Source organism: Arsukibacterium indicum (assembly GCF_019100565.1).
GTDB lineage: Bacteria > Pseudomonadota > Gammaproteobacteria > Enterobacterales > Alteromonadaceae > Alishewanella > Alishewanella indicum.
Genome location: NZ_JAHRID010000002.1, coordinates 22,189 through 48,338, shown reverse-complemented (window position 1 = coordinate 48,338; position 26,150 = coordinate 22,189). Strand labels below are relative to the sequence as shown.

Below are 26,150 nucleotides of genomic sequence, written 5' to 3'. Positions count from 1 at the left end.
TACATAAGCACAATGGCTGGTTTTTTACTGACAGGCAATAGCTACTGCCTGCAGCAGTGTTATAATGCCGGCCATTCTGGTTATCATTATTTGTATTAACAAGGACATTTTTCATTATGGCGGACGTTGAACATCGCCCCAGCAATTTTATCCGGCAAATTATTGATGCCGACCTGGCCAGTGGCAAACATAATGCGGTACAGACCCGTTTTCCACCTGAGCCTAATGGCTTTTTACATATTGGCCATGCCAAGTCTATCTGTTTAAATTTTGGTATTGCTGAAGATTATCAGGGCCAATGTAATTTAAGGTTTGACGATACTAACCCTGAAAAAGAAAACATCGATTTTGTTAACTCAATCCAGCAGGACGTTAACTGGTTAGGTTTTCAATGGAATGGTAATGTCCGCTATTCTTCCGATTACTTTGATGCGTTGCATGATTTCGCGGTGGAGTTAATCAGCAAGGGGCTGGCCTATGTTTGTTTTCTTAATAACGAGCAGATGCGCGAGTATCGTGGCAATTTAACCCAGCCTGGTAAAAACAGTCCGACCCGGGATACCTCTGTTGAAGAAAACCTGGCGTTGTTCGCCAAAATGCGGGCCGGCGGCTTTAAAGAAGGCGAGTGTTCTTTACGCGCTAAAATTGATATGAGCTCCAGCTTTATGTGCATGCGGGATCCGGTAATCTACCGGGTTAAGTTTGCCCACCATCACCAAACCGGTGACAAATGGTGCATTTATCCGATGTACGATTTTACTCACTGTATTTCGGACGCGCTGGAAGGTATTACCCATTCGCTATGTACGCTGGAGTTTCAGGACAACCGTCGTTTATATGACTGGATCCTTGATAACATCAGCATTAATTGCCATCCACAGCAAATTGAATTCTCCCGCTTAAATCTTGAATATGCGGTGATGAGTAAGCGTAAACTGCAAACTTTGGTAGAGCAGAAAGTGGTAACAGGCTGGGACGATCCACGGATGCCGACCATTGCCGGTTTGCGCCGTCGCGGTTATACCCCGGCAGCCATTCGGGAATTTGCTAAGCGCATTGGCGTAACCAAGCAAGATAACGTGATTGAAATGAGTGCGCTCGAGGCCTGTATCCGGGAAGATTTAGATGCTGCTGCGCCACGGGCCATGGCGGTATTGGATCCGCTTAAAGTGACGATAACCAATTACCCTGCAGACGGTATTGAATGGCTTGAATCGCCTAATCATCCGAAAGATGAAAGCATGGGTAGCCGTAAACTGCCATTTGGCCCGGTGGTGTATATTGACCAGGCTGATTTTCGGGAAGAGGCAAATAAAAAGTACAAGCGGCTGGTATTAAATGGGGATGTCCGGTTGCGCAATGCTTATGTTATTCATGCTGATGAAGCAGTGAAAGACGCGGACGGTAATATTGTAGAGTTAAAATGTAGCTACTTGCCAGAAACCCTTGGCGAAAACCCGGCAGATGGCCGCAAAGTGCGTGGCGTTATTCACTGGGTGGAAGCGGCCAATGCTATCCCGGCAGAGTTTCGGGTGTATGACCGCTTGTTCAGTGAGGCCAACCCGGCAGCGGCTGAAGATTTCCTGACGGTAATTAACCCTGAGTCGCTGGTGGTTAAATACGGTTTTGCTGAGCCATCACTGGCAGCGGCGAAAGTGGAGCAGGCGTATCAGTTTGAACGGGAAGGTTACTACTGTGCTGACCGCGACTCGGCTGCCGACAAGCTGGTGTTTAACCGCACTGTAGGCTTGCGTGATAGCTGGGGTAAGTCGGAGGAGTAAACTTTACTCTTCGTTGCAAATAATAGAGGCCACAGTCGTGGCCTCTATTATTATAAAATTAACGCTGGGGTTATTTTTTAAACAGCACACCTAAGCCAATAATGGCCGCCAGGCCACCACCCACCAGATACCAGACTGCATTGTCGGTTGGGCTGCCTGTAACAAACTCGCTAACCTCAGATGCTGCTGAGTTATAAGCGTTGTAACCAAAATAAAGTAGCACCGCACCCACAACTATTAACGCTAAACCAATAATTTTATTCATAACGTTCTCCTTTGTTATCCACATCAGTCTAGCTAATAATTTAATTAAAGCAAATCAGCGTCTTATAAAACTAGCTGAAATCTTTAAAATCACCCAGAATGGCTGTGGCGATGGGTTGTTTGAGAATAGCCTGGTAGCAAAGTAAACTTAACAACTGTGTTTTTCAGATTACTTAGTCCGATTTTTAACCGTTAGCTGAGGCCCGCATGGATTTGTTTTTAGCAGTACTATTTTTTGCATTTTCAACGACAATTACCCCCGGCCCGAATAATGTGATGATCATGTCATCCGGGGTAAATTACGGCTTCAGACAAAGCGTGCCGCACTGGTTAGGGATCTGCTTTGGCTTTCCGCTGATGGTATTGCTGGTCGGGTTGGGTTTTGGGGTGGTTTTTGACCGCTACCCGCATTTACATCAGCTGATTAAAATTCTGGGTACTTTGTATTTAATCTGGCTGGCCTGGCGGATAGCCAGTGCCCGGCCCGAAACCATTGCTACCGGTAAAAGTAAACCATTCAGTTTTTTGCAGGCGGCGCTGTTTCAATGGGTAAATGGTAAAGCCTGGGTAATGGCTTCCGGTGCAGTGGCGGCCTTTACGTCTGTTACCGGCGTATACTGGTATCAGGTTATGATGATTACCCTGGCGTTTTTACTGGTTGCCTTTCCATGTGTAGGGGTATGGTTGGTGTTTGGTGCCGGCCTTAAAAAGGTCCTGACCAAACCGTTATTTCAGCGAATATTTAATATATTTATGGGCTTTATTTTATTGTTGTCAGTGATACCTGTCATTATTGAGATCTGGCGTTATTACTTCACAGCAGCAAGTTAAGCCTGTTAAGCTAAAGGTTATGAACGGGTCTGAAGAAAAAATTAAACTGGAGCATGAAGCAGCCCGGATATTTATGCGGCTGTATCAGCATCGGTTTGGGATTAAAATGCGTCATATCTGGCATAACGAGCCGGCCAGACCCGACGTATCATGCTATTACGATGGCAAAAAACTGGATTTAGAAATTGCCCACTTATATGGCAGTGAAGTGGAGGCTATGCATATTCTGGGCAGAGCTATCAGTGCCCAGACTCACCGTGAGTTGATGGCATTACTCAGAACCCCGCCAGAGCACAGGCTACTTACGGCATTAAACCGGATCATCAGCAGTAAAGCGCAGAAGCATTATCAGAGTGACAATGTCTGGTTGGTTATCCGCAACGCTAATCCGCTATGGACCCGGCAGGACATGCTGTCACATTGCGATAAACTTCATTTACCAAAAGCGCATCCGTTTAACGAAATCTGGTTGGTAGGTGATATGGCTGGCGAGTCTGGCATTCTGCCATTGTATCCGCCAGTATTGCGACAGCAGGAAAGCCTGCAATGCTGAATTTTTATCGTGTTTTAGCTGGTAAATTACAACCGTTGCAACCAATCTGGCTACTACTGGCCCTGGCCAGTCTGGGCTGGCTGGTTTATCTGTTGCTGCTGGCACCGGTGGACGTCAGTCAGCGCTGGCAGCTTAGTGCACTGGTCAGTTTTGCCTTTATGCTGAATATGATGCTGATAACACTGCTGTTTGCTAATCAGCCCACCCCGGCAAATGCAACTAATTATTGGCACAAGTTGCAACAGCGTTTGAAATGGCTGATGCAAGCTTTGCTGGCCTGGCTGATAACGATTTTGTTTTTAATCATTTTTTGGCTATTCCTGCGTATTGCGATGGGTATAATAGCGCCGTTAATACTGTAATTAGAAAACAGGTAGTCTTTTGCAACAGCTAAACCAATCTGACGAACGCGGGCTATGGCGGGTATTCTGCTCGGTCGTCGATAATTTTGGTGATATTGGTATATGCTGGCGGTTAAGCCGGCAATTGGTCGCAGAGCATAATATCAGGGTTGAATTACTGGTTGATGATCTGCATAGCTTTAAGCAGATTTGTCCGCAGGTAAGGCCTGAGCTCGCCAGCCAAACAATTGCCGGGGTTGAAATACTGTTCTGGCCAGAGGAAAACTGCCCATCGCTAAACTGGCAACAATTAACGCCTGCAGCCGTGGTTATTGAAGCGCTGGCTTGCACCATTCCTGATGTTTACAAACAACTGATGGCCAGCCAGCAACCTGCTCCTTTATGGTTAAATCTGGAGTATTTGTCAGCAGAAGCCTGGGTTGAGGGGTGTCATGGCCTCAGTTCACCTCAGGGGCACGGAGGGGGGAACAAATATTTCTTTTTCCCTGGGTTTAGTAATAAAACCGGGGGCCTGCTGTATGAGCAGGACCTGTCGCAAAGGCTCGATGCCTTTAAAGCTGATAACCAGGCTCAGCAACGATTCTGGCAACAACTCGGGCTGAACACTGAGCAGTTTGAGCTTAAAATTTCTATGTTTGCCTATAGCCACAGCCAGATAGCCAGTTTGCTTAAGCAATGGCAACAGCTGACCGTCGACGTATTATGTGTGATCCCGCAAGGTGAACTGGCAAACGAACTTGCCAGGCAGTATCCGCAGCTGTTATGCGGCGCAATAGTGCAACTAAACCAGCTTTACTTAAAAGTCATACCGTTTCTGGCGCAGCCGGATTACGACTTATTGCTAGCTGCCTGTGATTTGAATTTTGTCAGAGGAGAAGATTCCATCATCAGGGCCCAATGGGCAGGCCGGCCATTTATCTGGCAAATTTATCGCCAGCAGGAAAATGCTCACCTGCTTAAGCTGGCAGCTTTTTTGGACCACTATTGCCGGCAGATGCCGATCGGGCTTGCCGACATTACCCGGCAAAGCTTTTTAAGCTGGAATACGGATTCTGATCTGACTGATAGCTGGAATAGTTTTTACCCGGTAATGCAACAACTGGCAGATTATAACTTGCTGTGGCGAGCGCAATTACTGGCAAATGGAGATCTTGCCAGCAACCTCGTGCACTTTGCTAAAAAAAAATTTATAATAACGCCCAATTTTTCCCAACAATGAAGATATTTCAATAATGATGAAAACAGCCCAAGAACTGCGCGCTGGCCAGGTAATTATGGTTGGCAATGAACCGATGGTAATTTTAAAGGCCGAATTTAACAAATCTGGTCGTAATGCTGCCGTTGTTAAAATGAAAATGAAAAACCTGCTTAATGCCCAGGGCATGGAGACGGTATACCGTGCCGACGATAAATTTGAGCAGGTATTACTGGAAACCAAGGAAGTCACTTATTCTTACTTCTCTGATCCTATGTATGTCTTTATGGATTCTGAGTACAACCAGTACGAAATTGAAGCCGAGAACATGACTGAAGCACTGAAGTACCTGACTGATGGTATGGAATGTTCTGTTGTATTCTACAATGAACGGGCGATTTCAGTAGACTTACCAACCATCGTTGTGCGTGAAGTGGTTTACACTGAACCGGCAGCCAAAGGCGATACTACCGGTAAAGTGATGAAACCGGCAAAACTGGATACCGGCTTTGAGCTGATGGTACCGGCGTTTGTTGATATTGGTGATAAGATTGAAATTGACACACGTACTGACGAATATCGTAGCCGCGCGAAGTAATTCCGTGTGTTAATACAAACAAAGGGCGCGTTGTGCGCCTTTTGTTGTTTTACAGCCTCTAACAGGATTGCACTGTGACCAACAATGATGTGTTACGCCGCTTGCGGTATGCTTTTGAATATAATAACAGCACCATGAGCGACATTATGGCGCTTGCCGGCCAGACCCCGAGCCGCGAACAAATGATCAGCTGGTTGAGTAAAGACGACGACAGTACGTTTGCTGCCATGGCTGATGTTGATCTTGCCCGCTTTTTAAATGGGCTTATCATTTACAAGCGTGGCAAAAAAGACGGGCCGCAACCAGAGCCTGAGCAACGACTAAATAACAATATTATTTTCCGCAAGCTGAAAATCGCCCTGGATTTCAAAGATGATGATGTACTCGACGTAATGACCCTGGCTGATTTCCGCTTGAGTAAGCCTGAACTGAGTGCGTTTTTCCGCCGCGCCGATCATAAGCATTTCCGGGCATGTCAGGATCAGGTACTGCGAAATTTTATTAAAGGTTTACAGCTGAAGTTCCGGCCCGGCACTGCCACTGACGACCAGGAGTAAATTGATGAGCAATGCAGCCGGTTTTAGCAATAACCAATTGGCAGTAGAGCAGATAACCCCGCTGCAGGCTTTGCAATCTGAGGCACTGAGCAGTCGTTACCGGCTGTTGCGTCAGGGCGTTAACGCTGGTTTTTTTGCTGGCCTAATGCTACTGATCATGCTGTTGTGGTGGCAGCCATGGTGGCCTGTACCTGCTGATCTAATGCAGGTAATAACGCATGCGCTGTGGTTGGTGCCGCTGTTCGGTGTTTTGCGGGCTTTCTACTGCTGGCAGGCTGATAAAAATAAACATTTCGCGCTGCGTGAGCATGATATCAGTTACAGTTCGGGTATTTTTTTCAGGAAAATGATCACCCAGCCGGTAGTACGGATACAGCATATTGAATTAAAGCAAGGGCCATTGGAGCGCAAAGCTTCGCTGGCCCGTTTGCAGTTGTTCAGTGCCGGTGGCGCTTTACACACTTTTGAGATTCCGGGGCTTAGCCTGACTCAGGCTCAGCAGATCCGGCAGTTTGTATTGCAGCATAAGGATGCCTTGCAAGATGAACAACAACAATGAGGCTGTTGCAGCTCCTGTATCTGAGCTGAAGCAGACCGTCAGCCAGGCAGAATGGCAGCGGGTGTCACCGATTGCTATTTTATATTTTGCGGTGGCGGTGCTTCGCTTTTTTGCCGGCCAGTTTGTCTATCTGATCCCGCCTTTTATTTTGCTGTTTAACCGGATTAAAGATAACCCCGGGCTGGCTATTGGCATGTTAACCGGTTTGTTACTGCTGATTACTGGCGCAGCACTATTAAAGTATTATTATTTTCAGTACCGCTTGTCAGCAGGTACGGTAGAAATCCGCTCAGGGGTGCTAAGTAAAAAGTATCTGAATCTGCCATTTAACCGGATCCAGAATATTAAACTGGAGCAGCCGATTTTTTATCGTCCGGCCGATTATGTTTGTTTGCAACTGGATACTGCCGGTTCCGTACATCAGGAAGCCAGATTAGTTGCCCTCAGCCGGCCGTTTGCAGAGGCGTTAAAACAGCATATTCTCGATTTGCGTCATTCTGTAACAGATGAATCACCATCTACCGAGCAGCAGCAGGCGAGCTCTGAGCCACCTGTTGTGGCAGAGCAGCTGTTAAATCAGCGCAGTCTGGCAGATTTAGTTATTCATGGGATCAGTAATAATCGGATTTGGTTATTTTTAGGCTTAGCTGCACCCTTTTATAATCAGCTTGCTGACAAAGTACTCGAGCTGTTATTAATGGCCGGTATCGATTTGCCGGCGTTGTTCGACCCTGGTCAACAGTCGTGGTTTGTAATTGGTCTGTATGCCTTGTCGCTTACCATGTTGATTATGCTGTTATTCACGTTGTTTTCGGTACTGGGTTCAGTATTAACGTTTTACGGCTACACCCTGCATAAAAAACAGCAGAATTACATCCGGCGCAGTGGTTTGTTAACCCGGCATGAAGTCAGTATGAAGCTGTCCCGCTTACAGTGTGTTGCGCTAAAGCAAGACTGGCTGGATATGTTGCTCGGCCGGCTTAACTTGAACTTTGAGCAGATAAATGGTCAGCAGCAAATTGCGACAGAGCAGAAAATTATGGTGCCGTCAGTCACTTTGAAGCAAGCACATAACCTTGTGCGCGATGCCTGCCCTGACAATAAGCTGAGCAGCGTCACTTTCAACCACATTAGCCGGCGTTTTATCTGGCGCTACCTGTTGTTGTACTGGTTACCGGTTGCCATTGTTGCGCCGCTGTCGCTGTGGTTGCGACAACAACCGGAACTGGCGTTGATTAGTGTTGTGCCGCTGTCGTTCTGGGCACTGTTGATTGTAATGCGCTGGTATCGCTATGGTTATGCCGCAGACAACAATTATTATTATATCCGGCGTGGCTATTTCGGTGTCGATTATTATTGTTTTGCCAAATATAAGCTACAGCAGGTAACCTTCAGGCAAAGTTGGTTAATGCGTCGCGCCGGTTTGTGTTCAGTTAAACTGGTACTGGCATCCGGTGCGCTAGAAATCCCTTTTATTAATGAGACCGATGGCCGGGCATTGCTGGAGCAGGGGCTTTATCAGCTACAACAAAGCAGAAAGGCCTGGATGTAGCGCTTTTTAGCAGCGTGGCAAAGCCTGGCTGAAGCCGTTGACTTATCGGCTTTGTAACTGCAAATCTGCCAGGGTGATATCGGCGTGGCTATGTTTCAGCTGACTTAGTAACAGCAAAGCGCAACTGTACGCATCTGCCAGTGCATGATGCTGACCGCTTTGCGGCAGTTTATGCCGTGTTAAACATTGAGGTAGTCGCAGCGCATCTTTTTTCATGACAATGCCCTGTTTGTGCAGGCGGTACAGCTCGATATTCAGTGTGTCAATAAAGCTGAATTTTGCCATTTTGCCGAAAATACGCTGACTTGCGACTTGTAAGAACCGGCAATCGAGCTGGCTGTGGTGGGCTACAAAAATATAGCCTGCGTAGCGTTGTAGCAATTCAGTAAGCACTTCTGTCAAATCATGAGCCTGCTGAAAATCTTTGTCGTGCAGGCCATGAATAACCGCACTCTGGCCAACACTGACCGGGCTTTGCACCAGATAATGCCGTGCTTCATTTAATATGATTTCATGCTTGCGCACCGGCAGCCAACCCAGGCTGACGATGTGATCCTGTTTTGGATTTAAGCCGGTTAGCTCCAAATCAATGATCAGAAACGGGCAGTCGGCGGCTCTGACCGACCCTGGCGGCAGTGTTTTCTGATTAAAAGTCTGCACTATTGTGCTTAGCGGTGAGTTTTTATCAGATAACCAGGCCAGCATATTATAAGTCCCGGCAAAACCGTTGTTTTAACGAAGACTGAGCATCGTTGATTACGGTAAGGCTGTCTTTAAGCTGATGGCGTTGTAAACCAGATAATACGTTGGGATCTAATAAGTTACTGACATCATGCCCCTGCGCCAGATCATGCTGATGTTTGTCCCAGCGCAGTTGCGCCAGCACGTCAAAGGCGTCAGATAAATTCTGGGTATCTTTGCTGTCCATGACACCGCTGGCAGCCAGTTGCACTAAACGTTGGCGGGTATTAATTTCACTGATCCCGGCTGCCAGCGCATACACTCTGACAATATCGGTAATTAAGCTGATACCCCGTTTTTTTAAATCCAGGCCTTTTTTCTGTTTACCGTCATGCTCCAGAATAAAATTACGCAAAAAGCTTAGTGGTGCACTGCGTTGTAATGCAGTTTGTGCCAGATGATACAAAAACAGGGCGTTATCCTGAGTTCTGGCCAGAATGTCCTGCTGTAAGGCATTAAATAGCCCTCTGCTGCCTTCTATAATCCTTAAATCAAAAAAAATACTGGCCTTTAACAAAGCGTCAGGGGTAGGGCTATTGACCCATTTACCAAATTGGCCGGACCAACCTTTTAAGCTTAGACGCAGCGCGGAATTGGAAGCCATGATGTTGCCCGGACATAAGGTAATACCGCAACGGGCCAGTCCCTGACAAACAAAATCGGCCAGCGCTGCAAAGTACTCCGCTATCTCACCCGCAGGCTCTTTTTCCAGGAGCAGGGCATTATCCTGATCAGCATTTAAACTCTGATCCATTCTGCCTTGTGAGCCAAAAGCCAGCCAGCTGAAAACACAGGGCGCAGGCCCCAGTTCAAGCTGGGCCAGAGCAATTAAACGCTGGGTCAGCGCATCGGTAATAGTGGTAATTATATGTCCTGCCTCATGGGCAGGGACCTGCTGCTTACCCAGAGTCAGTGCCAGGCTACTGATTTGGCTGGAACAATGTTCGAGACCGTCAACGCTGGTTTGCCGATGAATTTCGCCAATCAGATACACCGGATGATCCTGCTGGGAGCGAATAATATCGGTAGCGGTAATCATCGAATAACTTTGCTGATTGTCCAATACCGGTAAGTGATGAATATTATGACGGCTCATCAATTGCACAGCTTCAAATAAATAGGCATGTTTATCGATAACATGAGGTTTGGCGGTCATCACCTGGCTAACTTCAGTATTTGCAGCCAGACCTGCTGCCAGCACTCTGCTGCGCAAATCCCGATCGGTGATAATGCCGATCAGTTGCTCATTCTGCTCAACCAGTAGTGACGATACTCTTTTCTCCGTCATTAAGGTTGCTGCTTGTTGCACACTTTGCCCGCCATCTATTGCAATTTTACGGGCCTGGACAATGTCACTTACTTTTAAGGTAAAACGTGAGTTTTGTTGCTGTTCTTTATATTGATGCAGGCGGCGGCCGAATAAACGCTGGAAAAAAATATCAATATTTTTATACTGATAGCGTAACTGATGAAAGGCATCAGCATTTAACCAGTACACCAGACCATCTTCTTCACATACCAGGTTATCGTTGTCACTCAGACCAGTCAGCAGTAGCTGATAGCCATAAAAGTCACCTTCTTCCAGCTTAGTCAGCAGGGTTTGCTGATCACTGTACAGGGCAAAAATGCCGGTTCTAACAATCATTAACCGTTCTGAGCTTAGCTGTATCGTTTCACCTTGCTGGCAATAGTACACATTGATATTGGCGCCAAGGTTGGCCAGCTCAGCGGTAGCAAGCTGATCAAACGGGGTGGTTTTGGCTAGAAAGGTCGTAACCTCCGCAACGTCCATATAACCTCAGTAAAGTTAGCTAATCGTTATTCATAGATAGCTGGCAAACATTTTAAACAGACTGACGTTGACACACCGCCAGCAATAACGGGTCATTGTCAGCCAGTTTATGCCAGACGGCACTCACTGCTTCCCCCGGAGCCGGGATTTGCAATTTTTCAGTGAAGTCAGTGCGGGCCTGCTGCTGGCAATGGATCACTTGCGGTACCCGCTTGGCTGATAAGCGGCGTTCAAAAAAGTATAACTCAACCAGCCAGATATCAGAATTACGCTGATTAGGCGCTGCTTTGGCAACGTCTGCAGCAATAAACCGTAATGTCTGCGGATACAGATAACTCCAGGGCCGCCAGATTGCCTGCTGTTCTACCGTGCGAACTACCACAACGCCTTCTGGTAGCATTCCTGCCTGATGCTGATACCAGCTATATTCACTTTGTACCTGAAAACTTAGCATGCCCAGTCCGGCAAAAGCCGGAATCAGCCAGCGTGGTGCTTTTTTCCTGCTAATAAAGCGGATGGCCAGGGCGATACCTGCAGCACCGAGACCGGCGAAAATTGTCGCAATTAATTCCCACAACATAGGGTACCTGCTTATCTTCTTTTCTAAAAAGGCGGGCTTTCAGATGAAAGCCCGCTGCTAGCACAACCTTAGCAGATGACAACTGCTTTAGTTGCTATTGTTTTCTGCTGTACGGCAACTCAATGGTCTACTGCCTGGCCAGCACCACGCGGGAAGCGGACACTTTCCACCAGCTCCTGAATACGCACCGGTGGTGGTGCAGTCAGGGCAGACACGGTAAAGGCAACAGCAAAGTTAATCATTGCACCCACAGCACCAAACGATAGTGGCGAAATGCCATAGCCGGTGCCACCAAACAGCCAGTTTTGTGGAATATTTTCAAAAGTAGCAGTGCCGGGAATAAAGAACCAACCCAGGTACAGGAAAATATAAACACAAGTTGAAATTAATCCTGCCAGCATACCGGCAATCGCACCGACATTATTTACCCGCTTGGAGAAAATCCCCATCATTAATGCCGGGAAAATAGAAGCGGCAGCAATACCAAATGCCAGGGCGACTGTCTGTGCGGCGAAACCGGGCGGATTCATACCCAGCCAGGTGGCAACGACGATAGCAACCCCCATAGAGATCCGCGCCGCCATCAGTTCACCTTTCTCGCTGATATCTGGTTTGATTGAGCCTTTAATTAAATCGTGGCTGATCGCAGAAGAGATAGCCAGCAACAAACCCGCTGCGGTTGAAAGCGCGGCAGCCAAACCACCTGCAGCAATTAAACCAATAACCCAACCTGGCAGATTAGCAATCTCAGGATTAGCCAATACCAGTATGTCATTGTTAACGGTTAGCTCATTACCATTCCAGCCACGCTCTGTTGCTGTAGCAGCAAAGGCGGGTGTATCGTTATAAACCTGGATCCGGCCATCACCATTTTTATCATTAAACTGAATTAAGCCGGTGGTTTCCCAGGTTTTCATCCAGTCTGGCCGCTCTGCATACTCAATAGCATCTGCGGTAGGGCCTGCCGGATAAATGGTGGTCATCAGGTTTAAGCGTGCCATTGAAGCTACAGCGGGTGCAGTTAAGTACAGCAGGGCAATAAACACCAGGGCCCAGCCGGCAGACCAGCGGGCGTCGGCAACCTTTGGTACCGTGAAAAAGCGGATAATAACGTGGGGTAAACCGGCAGTACCAATCATCAGTGACAAGGTAAACAATACCATGTTGAGTTTGTTATCAACATCAGCAGTGTAATCGCGGAAACCCAGCTCTCGCACAACTTCATCAAGTTTTGCCAGTAACGGCATGCCGGATTCAGTATGTTCAGAGAATAACCCCAGCGGTGGTAAGAAATTACCGGTCAGTTGCAGAGAAATAAATACTGCCGGAATAGTGTAGGCAATAATTAATACCACATACTGGGCTACCTGGGTGTAGGTAATACCTTTCATGCCACCCATAACTGCGTACAGGAATACGATAATGGCGGCGATAATCAGGCCCCAGTCGCTGCTGACTTCCAGAAAGCGTGAGAACGCTACACCCGCGCCGGTCATCTGACCAATTACATAAGTAACTGAGGCAATGATCAGGCACGCTACTGCTACCAGTCGTGCGCCGGTACTGTAGAAACGATCACCGATAAAGTCTGGTACGGTAAACTTGCCGAACTTACGCAGGTAAGGGGCAAGCAACATGGCCAACAGCACATAGCCACCGGTCCAGCCCATTAAAAAGGTTGAATTAGCATAACCGCCGGCGGCAATTAAGCCGGCCATAGAAATAAATGACGCTGCTGACATCCAGTCGGCTGCGGTGGCCATGCCGTTCATTACCGGGTTAACACCGCCACCAGCCACATAAAACTCTTTAGTGCTGCCAGCCCGGGCCCAGATTGCTATTGCGATATAGAGGGCGAAGGAGCCGCCAACAAATATCAGGTTTATTGCAAATTGACTCATCCTGTTTACTCCTCGTCCACGCCGAATTCCTTATCGAGTTTGTTCATTCTCCAGGCATAGAAGAAGATCAAAGCGATAAAGGTTAGAATTGAACCCTGTTGCGCAAACCAGAAACCCAGGTCTGTGCCGCCCACCGGTATACCTGCCAGATAAGGCCGCAGCAAAATGCCAAAGCCATAGGACACCAGCGCCCATATCACCAGACTGCCGATGATCAAGCGAAGATTCGCCCGCCAGTAGGACTGGGCGTTATTTGTATGGTCCGCCATCGTATTTCTCCTTTAGTTATTTTTATCGAGCATTGTTAATCTAGCAGCAGTTACCCCGGGCGCCAGCCCGACTTTAGTCGAAGCCTGCCAGCCAGAGATTGACAGCGCGGGGCAGGCAGCTCAAAGTATCGCTATCAAAATTGCGGGAGAAAGCAGTGACGGCATGGACTGTAGCCTTATTAGCGCTGATTTATGTTGGTGGATTGTTCTGGATTGCCAACTGGGGTGAGCGCCATGCCGATGACCGGCTTATACGAAAGTATGGAGGCTTGATTTATAGTCTGGCACTGGCGGTGTATTGTACTTCATGGACCTATTACGGCGCAGTTGGCACCGCCGTTACCCGGGGCTGGGACTATATTCCCATTTACCTGGGGCCGGTTTTACTGTTTATCTTTGGCCAGCCTTTTTTATTTAAACTGCTTTATGTCTCAAAAAAACAAAACGTAACGTCCATCGCTGATTTTATTTCTGCCCGCTATGGCAAACGCCGCAATATTGCCATGTTAGCAGCAATAATCTGTCTGATCGTGGTGGTACCTTACATCTCGCTGCAGCTAAAAGCCGTTGCCAGCTCTTATCAGGTGTTGCTCGGTGGTGACTTCTCTGATATTTCCGGAAAATGGTATCAGGACAGCGCATTGCTCAGTGCTGTCGCTATGGCGTTTTTCGCTATTTTATTCGGTACCCGCAAGCTGCACTTAACCGAGCAAAACCGTGGCGTTATGGTGGCGATAGCATTTGAATCGGTGGTTAAACTGTTTGCGCTGTTAACCCTGGCCATTGCGGTATATGTTTTTATTCTGGACAAAGAGCAGAATGTGCTGAGGGCATTTGCTGCTCATGCCAGCAGCCAGCAGGCCAATTACAGCACCTCTGGTGTGGTTGAATTTATTACCAAAACCCTGTTAGCGATGGCGGCTGTGTTTTTATTGCCCCGCCAGTTTCATGTCGCTTTTGTTGAAAATGTCTCGCACCATCACCTGCGTCATGCCAGGCGCTGGTTTTCCGGCTATCTGGTGCTGGTCACCCTGGTGGTGGTGCCGCTTGCCGTAGCCGGGATGCAGATGTTTCCGGCGATGCTGGGCCAGGCTGATAGTTTTGTGTTGCTGATCCCGGCGCAATCGGGCTGGAACAGCTTAAGTGTGCTGGTATTTATTGGTGGCTTCTCTGCCGGTACCTCGATGATTATTATTGCCACTCTGGCCTTAAGTACCATGATCAGTAATGACGTGGTTATGCCAAGTTTACTGCAGTCAAACCGGCGTAAAGGCATGCCGCATGATTACAGTTTACTGATCCTGCTGGTGCGCCGGGCAATGATCATGCTGGTGATGGGGCTGTCGTATTTTTATTATCAGATTTTTGCCCGCAACTATGAACTGGCTGAAACGGGTTTACTGGCATTTGCATTGTCGATTCAGCTGGCACCCGCAGTGCTGGGCGGTCTTTACTGGCGCAGGGGCAACGCCTGGGGGGTTTACGGCGGTTTAACATTGGGGCTGGTATTGTGGTTTTATACCCTGATGTTACCGCAACTGGTCAATGCCGGGGTGATTAACAGCGATATTATGCAGCAGGGTTTGCTGGGGATCTCCTGGTTGTCACCAACAGGGATGTTTGGCATTAGCCTGGACAGTTTAAGTCATGGTGTGTTGATATCGCTTGGTTTCAATATTCTTGCCTACGTTATTATTTCCCTGTTTACTCACGGTAATTTGCAGGATCGGCTGCAAGCCGTGGCGTTTGTTAAGCCTAATTTACCCGTCGACCATCAGGATACGCCAGCCCGGCGGATCCGCATTCATAATTCGGATTTAAAAACCTTACTGGAGCGCTTTGTTGGCAGTAACCGTGCCATTGAATGCCTGGCCGAATTTGGTCGCAAACATAAGATCAGCCTGCAACTGGATGACCTACCAAGTGTTGGTCTGGTAGAGCATGTTGAGCGCGAACTGGCCGGGGTTATCGGCGCATCTTCTGCATCGGCCATGGTTAATGCCGTGCTGGAAGGCCGGCAGCTGGGCTTTGAAGATGTGGTTACCTTGTTTGACGATACCACTCAGGCTATTCAGTTTTCGCGAAAAATACTGTTTTCAACCCTGGAACATTTAAGTCAGGGGGTCAGTGTGGTTGACCGGGAGCTGAAACTGGTTGCCTGGAATAAAGCTTACCTGGAAATGTTCAGCTATCCGGAAGGCATGGTTCGGGTTGGCCGGCCTGTTGCTGATATTGTCAGACTTAATGCCGAGCGTGGTCTGTGTGGCCCGGGGAAACCTGACGAGCATGTAGAGAAACGGATTGCCCATATGCAAAAAGGCACGGCCCATGTGTTTCAACGCGTCCGCCCCGATGGCAGAGTAATAGAAATGCGCGGTAATCCAATTCCGGGTGGCGGTTTCGTTACCAGTTTTACCGATATCTCTGAGCATGTGAAAGCAGTGCAGGCGCTGGCAGAGGCGAAACAACACCTGGAAGAAAGAGTGCAGGAGCGAACCCAGACCATTTCAGATATCAACCATGAGTTACTGGCTGAAGTTGGGCGGCGCAGGGCCACAGAGCAGCAACTGTTGCAGGCAACAGCAGAAGCTGAAACTGCCAATGCGTCAAAAACCCGTTTTCTGGCGCTGGCCAGCCACGATATTCTGCAGCCGTTAAATGCTGCCAGGCTATTTACCGCAGCACTTAGCGGCGCGACGGACAAGCAGCAACAGCAGGCTATTCTTGGTCAGCTTGATAATTCACTCAAAGCCTCAGAGGAGCTGATTTCAACCCTGCTGGAAATTGCCAAGCTGGATGATGGCAAGTTACAACCTGATGTTCAGCCCGTTGCCCTGCAAGATTTGTTATCACAACTGGCCGATGAGTACCGTTTAGTTGCCAGTCAGAAAGGCCTGCATCTGACCGTACGACCAGCAGACTATACGGTGTTAACAGATTCAACATACTTGCGGCGAATTTTGCAGAACTTATTGTCGAATGCCATTAAATACACGGCAAAAGGGCGGATCCTGCTTGGATGCAGAAAACATGATGGCCAAATCACTATTCAGGTATGGGACACCGGCCCGGGTATTTCATCTTATGATTTAGAGCGGATCTTTGAAGACTTTTACCGGATTGATGCCACTGCCAAAGGCCAGCAGGGTGTTGGTCTTGGTCTGGGAGTAGTGCATCGGATGGCAAAATTATTAGGCCATACCTTAGATGTCCGCTCCTGGCCAGGTCATGGCTCACTGTTTAGTATCAGTTTACCGCTTGCGCAGCAGCGTCAGCGAACACAGCTGTCATTGCCAACCCAGCAGCCTCAGCGGCCACTGCCGGGTTTAACCGTGATATGTGTTGACGATGATGCTGCTAACCTTGCTGCGTTAAAGGTATTGCTGGAGCAGTGGCAGATAGCTGAGGTAACGTGTTTTTATGACGAGCAGGAACTGCTGGCTTACGCCCGGACAGCAGCAGCGCCTGATGTTATGTTAATCGACTATCAGTTAGGGCAGCATGCTAATGGTCTGGACTTATACCAGCAAATTAAACCGTTTTGGGGCAGTGTAGGGGGCATTCTGGTATCTGCATCACCTCAGGCAGACCTGGCCGCTCAGGCCAAGGCTGCAGGGTTGATGTATCTGACAAAACCTATTAAACCCGGTGCGCTTCGGGCCAGCCTGAATCATTTTAAAATGCTTAAGCGCAGCAGGCAGTTGCCAGACAGTAACTAGTGTGATGGGCACAGGGCTTTACCGGCTGGTCAGCAGCACAGCAGCACAGCGGCAGATGTGCCGACGGTTTAATGGTGCTGGGCCATTGCCCGGTCTACCGGTGGTTCCAGAGTAAGTCGCTGGGCCTGTATAACAACCTGAGTACGGTTTGTGCAATTTAGTTTGCGAAAGATGGCGGTAATATGCGCTTTAACTGTTGCCTCAGAAATATGCAGATCGTAGGCGATTTGTTTGTTCAGCCAGCCTTCGGTCAGATAGTAAAGGACTTTGTATTGTTGCTGAGTAAGCTGGGCCACCTTGGCCGCTAAATCTAAATCTTCTGCGGTGCTTTGCTCCTGAAAAACAGCCTTTTGCAGGTTAGCCGGAACCCATAGCTCACCTGCCAGCACAGCATTCAGAGCCGTACTGATATCCAGAGGATTAGCCGACTTAGGAATATAAGCTGAGGCACCAAAAGCGATGACCCGTCTTATCACATCCAGGTCTTCGCTGGCTGAGATAACAACAATGGGCAGGCTTGGATAGTTTTTTCGCAACTGAATTAAGCCAAGAAATCCACAGTTGCCCGGCATATGTAAATCAAGCAACAGCAAATCGGTGTCGGGGTGTTGTTCCAATGCAGTGCAGGTGCTATCAAAACTGTCGGTTTCAATAGTCGCCTTAGTGACAAAGGTACTGCTTATCGCATTAATCAGTGCGTTGCGAAACAACGGATGGTCGTCAGCAACAATAAGCTTTGCCATATAAATTCTCCGGTCATGTCCAGGATTATAATTATTATAAAGGCCGCAATGGCGGCCTTTTTGCTGCAACTGGAACAACGTAAGTGTACGCTGTTTTTTTTACTTATTTACGATTTAAACGGTTATTTACTAAAATATCAACTACTGATGGATCAGCCAAAGTGGAAATGTCGCCTAACTGATCATGTTCATTGGCCGCAATTTTACGCAGGATCCGCCGCATGATTTTACCCGAGCGGGTTTTTGGTAAACCGGCAGGCGCCCATTGCACTAAATCTGGTGTCGCTATTGGTGATATTTCTTCCCGGACCCAGGCTCTGATAGCTTTAGTAAGCTCATCACTGGGCTCAACGCCAACCCTTGGGGTAACATAAACATAGATACCCTGGCCTTTAATATCATGTGGGTAGCCGACGACGGCTGCTTCTGCAACCGCATCATGGGCTACCAGGCAGCTTTCAATTTCTGCGGTTCCAAGGCGGTGGCCTGAAATATTCAGCACATCGTCAACCCGGCCGGTTAGCCAGTAATAGCCGTCCTCATCGCGTCGGGCACCATCTCCGGTAAAATACATTCCGGCATAGGTACTGAAATAGGTTTGTTCAAACCGATCATGATCACCATATAAAGTGCGCATCTGACCAGGCCAGCTGTCGAGGATGACCAGATTACCCTCGGCTACACCATCACGTTGATTGCCTTCATTATCAACAATCGCCGGTTTTATACCAAAAAAGGGCCGGGTAGCTGAACCCGGTTTCAAGGCAGTCGCACCGGGCAATGGTGTGATAAGAATGCCACCCGTTTCAGTTTGCCACCAGGTATCCACAATCGGACACTGGCTGCTGCCAACTTTTTCATAATACCAGTTCCAGGCTTCCGGATTTATTGGTTCGCCTACACTGCCGAGTATTTTCAGTGAACTTAAATCAGCGCCTTCTACCGGTGCGTCACCATGCGCCATCAGGGCACGGATTGCGGTAGGGGCAGTATACAAAATGTTGACCTGATATTTATCAACGATCTGAGCAATGCGTTTTACGCTGGGATAGGTAGGTACGCCTTCAAACATGACACTGCTGGCACCATTGGCCAGAGGGCCATAAATGATATAGCTGTGTCCGGTTACCCAGCCGACATCTGCAGCGCACCAGTAGATGTCACCATCATGATAATCAAATACATACTGGTGGGTCATCGCCGCATACACCAGATAGCCGCCGGTAGTGTGCAGTACTCCTTTGGGTTTGCCGGTCGAGCCGGATGTGTAGAGAATAAACAGTGGGTCCTCTGCATTCATCGGCTCTGGTTCACAGGTTTTACTCTGACTGGCAACCAGCTCGTGATACCAGATATCACGGCCATTATGAAAATCAATATTTTTGCCAACGTGTTTAACAACGATAACATTCTGAACCGGGTTACTCTCACCAAGGTGGCCCAGGGCTGCATCAGTATTATCTTTTAAGTGGGTGGCTCTGTTGCCGCGCAGCGCCTGATCTGAGGTTATAACTAATTTGGAATCACAATCGACAATTCTGCTGCCCAGCGCATCAGGGGAAAAGCCGGCAAAAACGACTGAATGCACAGCGCCAATCCGGGCACATGCTAATAACGCTACCGCTGCTTCGGGGATCATGGGCAGATATATTGTTACCCGATCACCTTTTTTAATGCCTAATGACTTCATGCCATTAGCCAGCTGACATACCTGATCATACAATTGCTGATAAGTTACTGTTTTCTGAACGCCGGGTTCGTCACCTTCCCAATAAAATGCGACCTGACTGGCCCGTTTTGCCAGATGCCGATCCAGGCAGTTATAGCTGGCATTTAAGGTACCATCACTAAACCAGTTTACTTTAACGTTGCCTAACTCAAAGCTGGTGTCTTTAACTTTGTTGAATGGCGTGATCCAGTCAAGGCGCTTTCCCTGTTCAGCCCAGAACGCTTCAGGCTGCTCGACCGACTGGCGGTACATTTCCTGATAAACATCGTCAGTGATATGGGTTCTGGTTTTGGCCTTCGCACTTACCGGATAAAGGCTTGGATGTGACATAGTTTCCCCTGTGGATCTGCAATATTAAAATAATGATTTATAGCTAATTACTTTCTAACGAAATCAGGCGCAAATTGAAATTAGACCATAGTCTAGCCAAGCTTTTGTCAATTCGCTAACTGCGACTAAAGGCTAATTGCGAACTTAAAGAGTGTCACCCAAAGTTGTACCGTCAAAATCCAGATAACGCAAACCAGATGTTATTACAATAATAAAGATGGAGAACTTCAGATGAGACAGAGAAAGACCCTAAGTGTCCTTACCACCGCTATAATGCTGGCACTATCAGCTGGCAGCGTTCAGGCAAATGGTTTTAATATTGGTGATACTGATGTGACCTTTGGTGGTTACGTTAAGCTTGATGCTATGTACACTGACAGCTCCGATGGGCAGGTTGCGACCGGTATTGGCCGTGACTTCTATATCCCAAGCCTGACACCGGTGGGTGGCGCCGATGAGGGCGGCACCTTTGATTTTCATGCCCGTCAGTCGCGTTTCTTCTTTAAAACCACCACTCAGCTTGAAAATGGTAAAACCCTTGGTGGTCACATTGAACTCGACTTTATGGTAACAGCAGGCGGTGATGAGCGGATCACCAACAGTTATTCTCCGCGTCTGCGTCAGGCTTTTATCACTTACGATGGCTGGTTATTCGGCCAGACCTGGACAACGTTTATGGACCTGAGTGCATTGCCGGATACGCTCGACTTCATTGGTAACACAGATGCCATGCCATTTGCCCGCCAGGCTATGATTCGCTACACCAGCGGTAATTTCCAGGTGGCGATTGAAAACCCGGAAACCACTGTAACACCATTTGGCGGTGGAGGCCGGATCACTACCGACGATAATGCCACACCGGATCTGGTATTGAAATATGGCCAGAAAACAGAGTGGGGTAACTGGTCTGTTTCTGCGCTGGTGCGTCAGCTGGCCTATGAGACTGCCACCATTGATACAACTACGTCAGCCTTTGGTTTAAGTGCCACAGCAAAAATAATGTTAGCGAATAATAATGATATCAGGATCACCGCCACCACAGGCTCAGGTGTTGGCCGTTATATTGGTCTGAACACTGCAAACGGCGCCGTGCTTGATGCCAATAACGAGCTTGACGCTATTGACTCTACTGCTTTTGCAATTGCCTATCGTCACAATTGGAACAGTCAGTGGCGCAGTAATCTGGTTTATTCAATCTTAAGTGTTGATAATGATATTGGCTTAACCGGCGCAGGTGTGACGAAAACAACTGATAGCTGGACAACCAACCTGATCTATCAGGCGGCCAAAAAACTGATGTTTGGTGTTGAATATAAGCTGGCCAACCGTGAAGTTGAATCAGGTCTGGATGGTGATATGCATCGCTTGCAGTTCAGTGCCAAATACGATTTTTAAATAAAAAAACCAGCGCTCAGGCTGGCTTTTTATTACAGACGTAGTCAGGAAAGCCCCCGATGCCGGGGGCTTTTTGTTACTCTGCTTTTTCTGGCTTGGTCATCGGTGCACTGGCTGCTTGCCGGGCAAATGCTGAACCTGCCGGGCGGCTCGAGCTACTTACCGCCGGGCGCTCTGCAGCACTTACTGCAACTGGCGTATCGGCGGTGCCAGACTCTGCAGTTGCCGCTTCAGGCTTCGCCATATCAGCTACTACCATATTACCAAAGCGGCTGGCAGGCTTTGCCTGGGCAGCTTTAGCTGCAGGTGTTGCTGCACTGGTTTGAGGTGCAGACTGTTTAACCTCGGCTTTTGCCGCTGGCTCAGTAACAACTGGCTCTGCCGGAGCCAGGTTCAGCTCTGACTGTGCCGGTGTATCCGCAGTATTTTTTACCTCAGGTCTAACATCAGCATCAGCAGCAGTGTCGGCTGTTTTACGTTTGCCGCGTGGCCGGCCAGGCTTAGCCCTGGCTTTAGCCGGCGCTTTTGGCTTGGCCTCAGCACTATCTTTTTCAACATCAGCTGGTTTTACGTCGGCTGCAGCACTATCTGTTGCTTTATCTTCAGCTACAGGTGCGGCTTCTGTCACTGTTGCCGCTTCAACTACCGCATCCGATGTCGCTGCAGTCTCAGCTTGCGTTGCCAATACAGACTCAACTTCTGGTTCAGCTATCGCTGAAGTCTCATCGGCTTTACTGTTATCAGCTGTTACCCCATCTGTAGCCGCAGCCTGGTCCTGCTGGTCTTTTTTGCGCTTCTGACCCGCGGCCCGCAAATGCCGTGGTGAACGACGGTTGCGGCTGCGTGGTTCTGCTGACTCTGTTTCATCCTGCTCTGCAACCGTTTCAGACGCATCCTGGCTGACAGGTTTCGTCTCAGCTATCTGTTGAGCAGCGTCTGTTTTGTCAGTACTTTGTTCTGCAGCAGAAGCCTGGGCAACGGCTTTTGATTCAGCAACTGTTGTTTCAGAGGCAACCGGCTCACTGGCAATGGCCTCAGTTACCGGCGTGCTCTGAGCGGTTACAACCTGTTCCGGGGCGCTGCCAGGTGTCTCCTGCTCAGAAACTGCCGGTTTGTCAGCACCAGTAACCTCTGACGTGCTATCAGCCGGTTGATTCAGACGCACTGACTTGCGCATATTCCGACGCTGACGCCGCTCTGCTGCAACACTACGCTCTTTTGGTTCATCTGAGGTTTCAGCAGATGTCGCATCTGGTGCCCGCTCAGTCTGAGCTTTCCTGTGGTCTTGCTGCTTGCTCCGGTCCTGGGCAGGACGGGGCGCACGCTCCTGTTTAGCAGGTGCTGCCGCCGTGTTACTGCCTGTTTCGTCTTTCTCAACTGCCCGGTCGGCCTGATCCGGACGGCGACGCTTATTATTCCGACGACGGTTATTGTCGCTCTTGCCATCAGCTCTGCTGCTGTCGCGATTAGTATCACGTGCGCCGCGGCTATTGTCGCGGTTAGTTCTGCCGTCTTCCCTCTTAGCTGTATGCTGCGGGCTTGACGTTTTGCTATGCTCAGTTTTCGGGTCACTGCCGGTAATTAAACCTTTAAACCACTTACTCAGCTTGCTGAACAAATCAGGTTTTGCAGCAGTAACAGCTGCAGGAGCAGAACGGGCAGGGGCCGATTGGGCAATATTAATGGCTGACACTGCCGGTTTTTCCTTAACAACTTCCACACTTGGCTGATAAGGTTTACTGATCACTTCCGGCGCTTTAACCATGTTGTAACTGACGTCATCCAGCTCTTCATCAATCCGGATCCGGGACACTTCATAATTCGGTGTTTCCAGGTGTTCATTTGGAATGATGTAAATCTGAATGCCATTACGTTTTTCAATGCGCCTTACCGACTCACGTTTTTCATTCATCAGGTAAGTTGCAACAGAAACCGGCACCTGCGCATGGATCTGGCTGGTGTTATCTTTAATGGCTTCTTCTTCAATTAAACGCAGAATAGATAATGCTGAGCTTTCAGTACCACGAATGGTGCCCCGGCCATGACAGCGGGGACAAACATGGCCAGCTGATTCACCCAGTGACGGCCGTAAGCGCTGCCGTGACATTTCCAGCAAGCCAAAACGGGAAATCCGGCCAATTTGTACCCTGGCCCGGTCATGTTTAACCGCGTCTTTTAAACGGTTTTCCACTTCCCGCTGGTGCCGTACCGGCGTCATATCAATAAAGTCGATAACAATTAAACCGCCCAAATCGCGCAGGCGTAACTGGCGGGCAATTTCATCTGCGGCTTCCAGGTTAGTATTAAACGCGGTTTCTTCGATGTCACCGCCTTTGGTGGCCTTGGACGAGTTAATATCAATGGCGGTTAACGCTTCAGTGCCATCGATAACAATAGAACCGCCTGAAGGTAAACGCACTTCACGGCGAAACGCCGTTTCAATCTGGGTTTCAATCTGATAATGCATAAACAGCGGTACTTCGCCGTCATACATTTTTACCCGGTGGGCAAAATCAGGCCGGAATTGTTGAATGTAGACTTTGGCTTCTTCAAAAATTTTCGGGTTATCAATCAGAATTTCGCCAACGTCGCGACGCAGGTAATCGCGGATGGCGCGAAACACGACGTTACTTTCCTGATGAATAAGGAATGGAGAGGGGCGTTTCGCTGCTTCTTCGGTAATCGCAGACCAATGTTTAAGCAGAGCTTTTAAGTCGTAATCCAGCTCTTCGTAGGATTTACCTACACCTGCAGTGCGGACAATCAGGCCCATACCATCCGGCATGTCTAACTGACCCAGTGAGTCTTTTAAATCCTGACGTTCATCGCCTTCAATCCGGCGCGAAATACCACCAGCCCGCGGGTTGTTCGGCATCAGCACCAGGTACGACCCGGCCAGGCTGATAAAGGTAGTTAATGCGGCGCCTTTCTGGCCACGTTCTTCTTTATCAATCTGAATAATAACTTCCTGACCTTCTTTAACCACTTCTTTAATATTCGGGCGGCCATCGAAGCTATAACCTTTGGGGAAATATTCGCGGGAAATTTCTTTCAGTGGCAGGAAACCATGGCGATCGGCGCCATAGTCAACAAACGCCGCTTCCAGGCTGGGTTCAACCCGGGTGATTTTACCTTTGTAAATATTCGCTTTTTTCTGTTCATGTCCCGGACTTTCTATGTCCAGATCGTAAAGTTTCTGGCCGTCAACCAGTGCAACGCGGATTTCTTCTTCCTGCGTAGCATTTATCAGCATTCTTTTCATTGTTGGGTGACTCTATTATGCAGCCACAACACAACCTTACCGGGCACCTGGGTGTTCAGATGTTATCAGGCATCAAATAATGCAATCTCCCGACTGGGATACCTGAGGGAACCAAATTGTCACTATTTACAGTATAGTTATCTGTTTTCGTTTGAATCTGAAACACACCGCCGTTCGGCGTTGCGTTATAGCAAATTATTCTTGTTGCTCAGGTTACCGGAAATTGTGTTTTGCCATTATTGGTAACAGATTACGCAGCATTACCTCAGGCAAATGGCGTTATTTAAACGCCGGGGCTATAAAAACGTTGGTTTTCACCACGATTTCGGTATGATCACATCCCCTAACGGTGCCGCACAATTTCTCTTATGTCACGTTGAGCGCCCTAATTGCCACATTTTGGCATAATTAGCCGGGTGATTATCCCACTAATGTGCATTGGATAGCAACTTAAAAGTAATTTTAGCAGAGTATTTAAAGCACATGGCAGATGAAATCAAATTACCAATACAAATGATTGAAATCGAAGATGATTTTATCGGTCAGCGAATAGACAATTTTTTGCTGGCACGGCTTCGAGGTGTGCCTAAAAGTGTTATTTACCGGGTTTTACGAAAAGGTGAGGTGCGAGTTAATAAAAAGCGGGTCAAACCTGAGTATAAGCTGCAGCATGCTGATGTCGTCCGGGTGCCACCATTAACCGTTGCTGCTGAACCTGATCGGGTATCGGTCAAGTTAAGCCTGGTCAGTGAGCTTGAAAGCCATATTCTGTTTGAAGACAATGACCTGATTGTACTGAACAAGCCCTCTGGTATGGCAGTACATGGTGGCAGTGGTCTGCAGTTTGGGGTGATTGAAGCGATGCGGGCTTTGCGGCCACAGGCAAAAATGTTGGAGCTGGTGCACCGGCTTGACCGCGATACGTCGGGCTGTTTGCTTATCGCCAAGAAACGTTCGGTACTTACTCATTTACACGCCCAGTTACGCGATAAAACGGTTGAAAAAAAATACTGGGCGCTGGTAAGTGGTGACTGGGACAATAAAGTTCGTAAGGTAACGGACTCCCTGCGTAAAAATACCCTGCAGTCGGGTGAACGGGTGGTAAAGGTTGACGAAGTTAATGGCAAGCCCTCAGAAACCCGCTTTCGGATCCTGCAGCGCTATCAGCAAGGTACTTTGGTTGAAGCCTTTCCGGTTACTGGCCGGACTCACCAGATCAGGGTGCATACTGCCTGCAAAGGGCACCCTATTGCCTGCGATGATAAATATGGTGATAACGATTTTACCACTCAGATGAACCAAATTGGTTTAAACCGGTTATTTTTGCATGCGAAAAGCCTGAGCTTTACTCATCCCGCCAGCCTTACCACCATGCGGATTGAAGCCCCCCTTGACGAGCAATTAGCAAACGCCCTGACAAAATTAACGAGAAAGTAG

The 26,150-nt window shown here is 48.4% G+C and carries 21 protein-coding genes; 12 read left to right on the top strand and 9 right to left on the bottom strand.

Translation table 11 applies throughout. The features are described from left to right. The first annotated feature begins 116 nt into the window (after positions 1-116). Positions 117-1,781, top strand: a complete 1,665-nt coding sequence (gene glnS / locus KQY15_RS04785; RefSeq protein WP_217667761.1) for a glutamine--tRNA ligase — start codon at positions 117-119, stop codon at positions 1,779-1,781. Positions 1,782-1,851: 70 nt separating this feature from the next. On the opposite strand, the gene KQY15_RS04780 is transcribed toward glnS, so the two are convergent. Beyond that, a complete protein-coding gene (locus KQY15_RS04780; RefSeq protein ID WP_217667759.1) occupies positions 1,852-2,046 on the bottom strand; it encodes a DUF3185 family protein in 195 nt (64 codons plus the stop codon). Between the two features lie 206 nt (positions 2,047-2,252). Between KQY15_RS04780 and KQY15_RS04775 the strand changes: the two genes are divergently transcribed. The 8 genes from KQY15_RS04775 to KQY15_RS04740 all read left to right on the top strand — a co-directional run bounded on the left by KQY15_RS04775 (position 2,253) and on the right by KQY15_RS04740 (position 8,252). After that, positions 2,253-2,876, top strand: coding sequence for a LysE family translocator (locus KQY15_RS04775; protein ID WP_217667757.1), 624 nt, complete (start codon positions 2,253-2,255; stop codon positions 2,874-2,876). Between the two features lie 19 nt (positions 2,877-2,895). Next, entirely contained in the window at positions 2,896-3,429 is a 534-nt protein-coding gene (locus tag KQY15_RS04770; RefSeq protein WP_217667755.1) for a hypothetical protein, read from the top strand. Continuing rightward, positions 3,423-3,791: a hypothetical protein gene (locus KQY15_RS04765; protein ID WP_217667753.1), complete on the top strand. Its 369-nt coding sequence runs from the start codon at positions 3,423-3,425 to the stop codon at positions 3,789-3,791. The genes KQY15_RS04770 and KQY15_RS04765 overlap by 7 nt, the downstream gene beginning before the upstream one ends. 19 nt (positions 3,792-3,810) lie before the next feature. Then, positions 3,811-5,010: an elongation factor P maturation arginine rhamnosyltransferase EarP gene (earP, locus tag KQY15_RS04760; protein ID WP_217667751.1), complete on the top strand. Its 1,200-nt coding sequence runs from the start codon at positions 3,811-3,813 to the stop codon at positions 5,008-5,010. A gap of 13 nt (positions 5,011-5,023) precedes the next feature. Continuing rightward, positions 5,024-5,584, top strand: coding sequence for an elongation factor P (efp, locus tag KQY15_RS04755; RefSeq protein ID WP_443627107.1), 561 nt, complete (start codon positions 5,024-5,026; stop codon positions 5,582-5,584). A gap of 74 nt (positions 5,585-5,658) precedes the next feature. Continuing rightward, positions 5,659-6,141 carry a YehS family protein gene (locus tag KQY15_RS04750; protein WP_217667749.1) on the top strand — a complete coding sequence of 161 codons (483 nt, stop codon included), beginning with the start codon at positions 5,659-5,661 and terminating at the stop codon, positions 6,139-6,141. Positions 6,142-6,145: 4 nt separating this feature from the next. Continuing rightward, positions 6,146-6,700, top strand: coding sequence for a PH domain-containing protein (locus KQY15_RS04745; protein ID WP_217667747.1), 555 nt, complete (start codon positions 6,146-6,148; stop codon positions 6,698-6,700). Further along, positions 6,684-8,252, top strand: a complete 1,569-nt coding sequence (locus KQY15_RS04740) for a PH domain-containing protein (RefSeq protein WP_217667745.1) — start codon at positions 6,684-6,686, stop codon at positions 8,250-8,252. Before KQY15_RS04745 ends, KQY15_RS04740 begins: the two co-directional genes overlap by 17 nt. A 42-nt stretch (positions 8,253-8,294) precedes the next feature. Here KQY15_RS04740 and KQY15_RS04735 read toward each other — a convergent pair whose 3' ends face one another. The 5 genes from KQY15_RS04735 to KQY15_RS04715 all read right to left on the bottom strand — a co-directional run bounded on the left by KQY15_RS04735 (position 8,295) and on the right by KQY15_RS04715 (position 13,535). Then, positions 8,295-8,957, bottom strand: coding sequence for an exonuclease domain-containing protein (locus KQY15_RS04735; RefSeq protein WP_217667743.1), 663 nt, complete (start codon positions 8,955-8,957; stop codon positions 8,295-8,297). 1 nt (position 8,958) lies between these two features. After that, positions 8,959-10,785: a DUF294 nucleotidyltransferase-like domain-containing protein gene (locus tag KQY15_RS04730; RefSeq protein WP_217667741.1), complete on the bottom strand. Its 1,827-nt coding sequence runs from the start codon at positions 10,783-10,785 to the stop codon at positions 8,959-8,961. A gap of 52 nt (positions 10,786-10,837) precedes the next feature. Beyond that, positions 10,838-11,365, bottom strand: coding sequence for a hypothetical protein (locus KQY15_RS04725; protein WP_217667739.1), 528 nt, complete (start codon positions 11,363-11,365; stop codon positions 10,838-10,840). A 119-nt stretch (positions 11,366-11,484) separates the two neighbouring features. Further along, the gene (locus KQY15_RS04720) at positions 11,485-13,266 is read right to left on the bottom strand and encodes a sodium:solute symporter family protein (protein WP_217667737.1); all 1,782 of its coding nucleotides are present in this window, start codon (positions 13,264-13,266) and stop codon (positions 11,485-11,487) included. Between the two features lie 5 nt (positions 13,267-13,271). Further along, positions 13,272-13,535: a DUF4212 domain-containing protein gene (locus KQY15_RS04715; RefSeq protein WP_217667735.1), complete on the bottom strand. Its 264-nt coding sequence runs from the start codon at positions 13,533-13,535 to the stop codon at positions 13,272-13,274. A gap of 155 nt (positions 13,536-13,690) precedes the next feature. Here KQY15_RS04715 and KQY15_RS04710 point away from each other — a divergent pair, with 155 nt between their 5' ends. Further along, entirely contained in the window at positions 13,691-17,254 is a 3,564-nt protein-coding gene (locus KQY15_RS04710; RefSeq protein WP_217667733.1) for a PAS domain-containing hybrid sensor histidine kinase/response regulator, read from the top strand. A 68-nt stretch (positions 17,255-17,322) separates the two neighbouring features. Here the strand turns inward: KQY15_RS04710 and KQY15_RS04705 are convergent, their stop codons facing one another. Both KQY15_RS04705 and acs read right to left on the bottom strand, forming a co-directional pair. Beyond that, the gene (locus KQY15_RS04705; protein ID WP_217667731.1) at positions 17,323-17,997 is read right to left on the bottom strand and encodes a LuxR C-terminal-related transcriptional regulator; all 675 of its coding nucleotides are present in this window, start codon (positions 17,995-17,997) and stop codon (positions 17,323-17,325) included. A gap of 103 nt (positions 17,998-18,100) precedes the next feature. Next, complete coding sequence (acs, locus tag KQY15_RS04700; RefSeq protein WP_217667729.1) at positions 18,101-20,056, bottom strand: acetate--CoA ligase; 1,956 nt, start codon at positions 20,054-20,056, stop codon at positions 18,101-18,103. 231 nt (positions 20,057-20,287) lie between these two features. Here acs and KQY15_RS04695 point away from each other — a divergent pair, with 231 nt between their 5' ends. Continuing rightward, positions 20,288-21,451 carry a DcaP family trimeric outer membrane transporter gene (locus tag KQY15_RS04695; protein WP_217667728.1) on the top strand — a complete coding sequence of 388 codons (1,164 nt, stop codon included), beginning with the start codon at positions 20,288-20,290 and terminating at the stop codon, positions 21,449-21,451. Positions 21,452-21,527: 76 nt separating this feature from the next. On the opposite strand, the gene rne is transcribed toward KQY15_RS04695, so the two are convergent. Continuing rightward, positions 21,528-24,713 (bottom strand): ribonuclease E, encoded by a 3,186-nt coding sequence (rne, locus tag KQY15_RS04690; protein ID WP_254795441.1) that lies wholly within the window; start codon positions 24,711-24,713, stop codon positions 21,528-21,530. Positions 24,714-25,196: 483 nt separating this feature from the next. Here rne and rluC point away from each other — a divergent pair, with 483 nt between their 5' ends. Continuing rightward, complete coding sequence (rluC, locus tag KQY15_RS04685) at positions 25,197-26,150, top strand: 23S rRNA pseudouridine(955/2504/2580) synthase RluC (RefSeq protein WP_217667726.1); 954 nt, start codon at positions 25,197-25,199, stop codon at positions 26,148-26,150.

Coding starts and splice junctions, on each gene's coding strand:
- glnS (WP_217667761.1), top strand. CDS start 117: ATGGCGGACGTTGAACATCGCCCCAGCAATTTTATCCGGCAAATTATT.
- KQY15_RS04780 (WP_217667759.1), bottom strand. CDS start 2,046: ATGAATAAAATTATTGGTTTAGCGTTAATAGTTGTGGGTGCGGTGCTA.
- KQY15_RS04775 (WP_217667757.1), top strand. CDS start 2,253: ATGGATTTGTTTTTAGCAGTACTATTTTTTGCATTTTCAACGACAATT.
- KQY15_RS04770 (WP_217667755.1), top strand. CDS start 2,896: ATGAACGGGTCTGAAGAAAAAATTAAACTGGAGCATGAAGCAGCCCGG.
- KQY15_RS04765 (WP_217667753.1), top strand. CDS start 3,423: ATGCTGAATTTTTATCGTGTTTTAGCTGGTAAATTACAACCGTTGCAA.
- efp (WP_443627107.1), top strand. CDS start 5,024: ATGATGAAAACAGCCCAAGAACTGCGCGCTGGCCAGGTAATTATGGTT.
- KQY15_RS04745 (WP_217667747.1), top strand. CDS start 6,146: ATGAGCAATGCAGCCGGTTTTAGCAATAACCAATTGGCAGTAGAGCAG.
- KQY15_RS04740 (WP_217667745.1), top strand. CDS start 6,684: ATGAACAACAACAATGAGGCTGTTGCAGCTCCTGTATCTGAGCTGAAG.
- KQY15_RS04735 (WP_217667743.1), bottom strand. CDS start 8,957: ATGCTGGCCTGGTTATCTGATAAAAACTCACCGCTAAGCACAATAGTG.
- KQY15_RS04730 (WP_217667741.1), bottom strand. CDS start 10,785: ATGGACGTTGCGGAGGTTACGACCTTTCTAGCCAAAACCACCCCGTTT.
- KQY15_RS04725 (WP_217667739.1), bottom strand. CDS start 11,365: ATGTTGTGGGAATTAATTGCGACAATTTTCGCCGGTCTCGGTGCTGCA.
- KQY15_RS04720 (WP_217667737.1), bottom strand. CDS start 13,266: ATGAGTCAATTTGCAATAAACCTGATATTTGTTGGCGGCTCCTTCGCC.
- KQY15_RS04715 (WP_217667735.1), bottom strand. CDS start 13,535: ATGGCGGACCATACAAATAACGCCCAGTCCTACTGGCGGGCGAATCTT.
- KQY15_RS04705 (WP_217667731.1), bottom strand. CDS start 17,997: ATGGCAAAGCTTATTGTTGCTGACGACCATCCGTTGTTTCGCAACGCA.
- acs (WP_217667729.1), bottom strand. CDS start 20,056: ATGTCACATCCAAGCCTTTATCCGGTAAGTGCGAAGGCCAAAACCAGA.
- KQY15_RS04695 (WP_217667728.1), top strand. CDS start 20,288: ATGAGACAGAGAAAGACCCTAAGTGTCCTTACCACCGCTATAATGCTG.
- rne (WP_254795441.1), bottom strand. CDS start 24,713: ATGAAAAGAATGCTGATAAATGCTACGCAGGAAGAAGAAATCCGCGTT.
- rluC (WP_217667726.1), top strand. CDS start 25,197: ATGGCAGATGAAATCAAATTACCAATACAAATGATTGAAATCGAAGAT.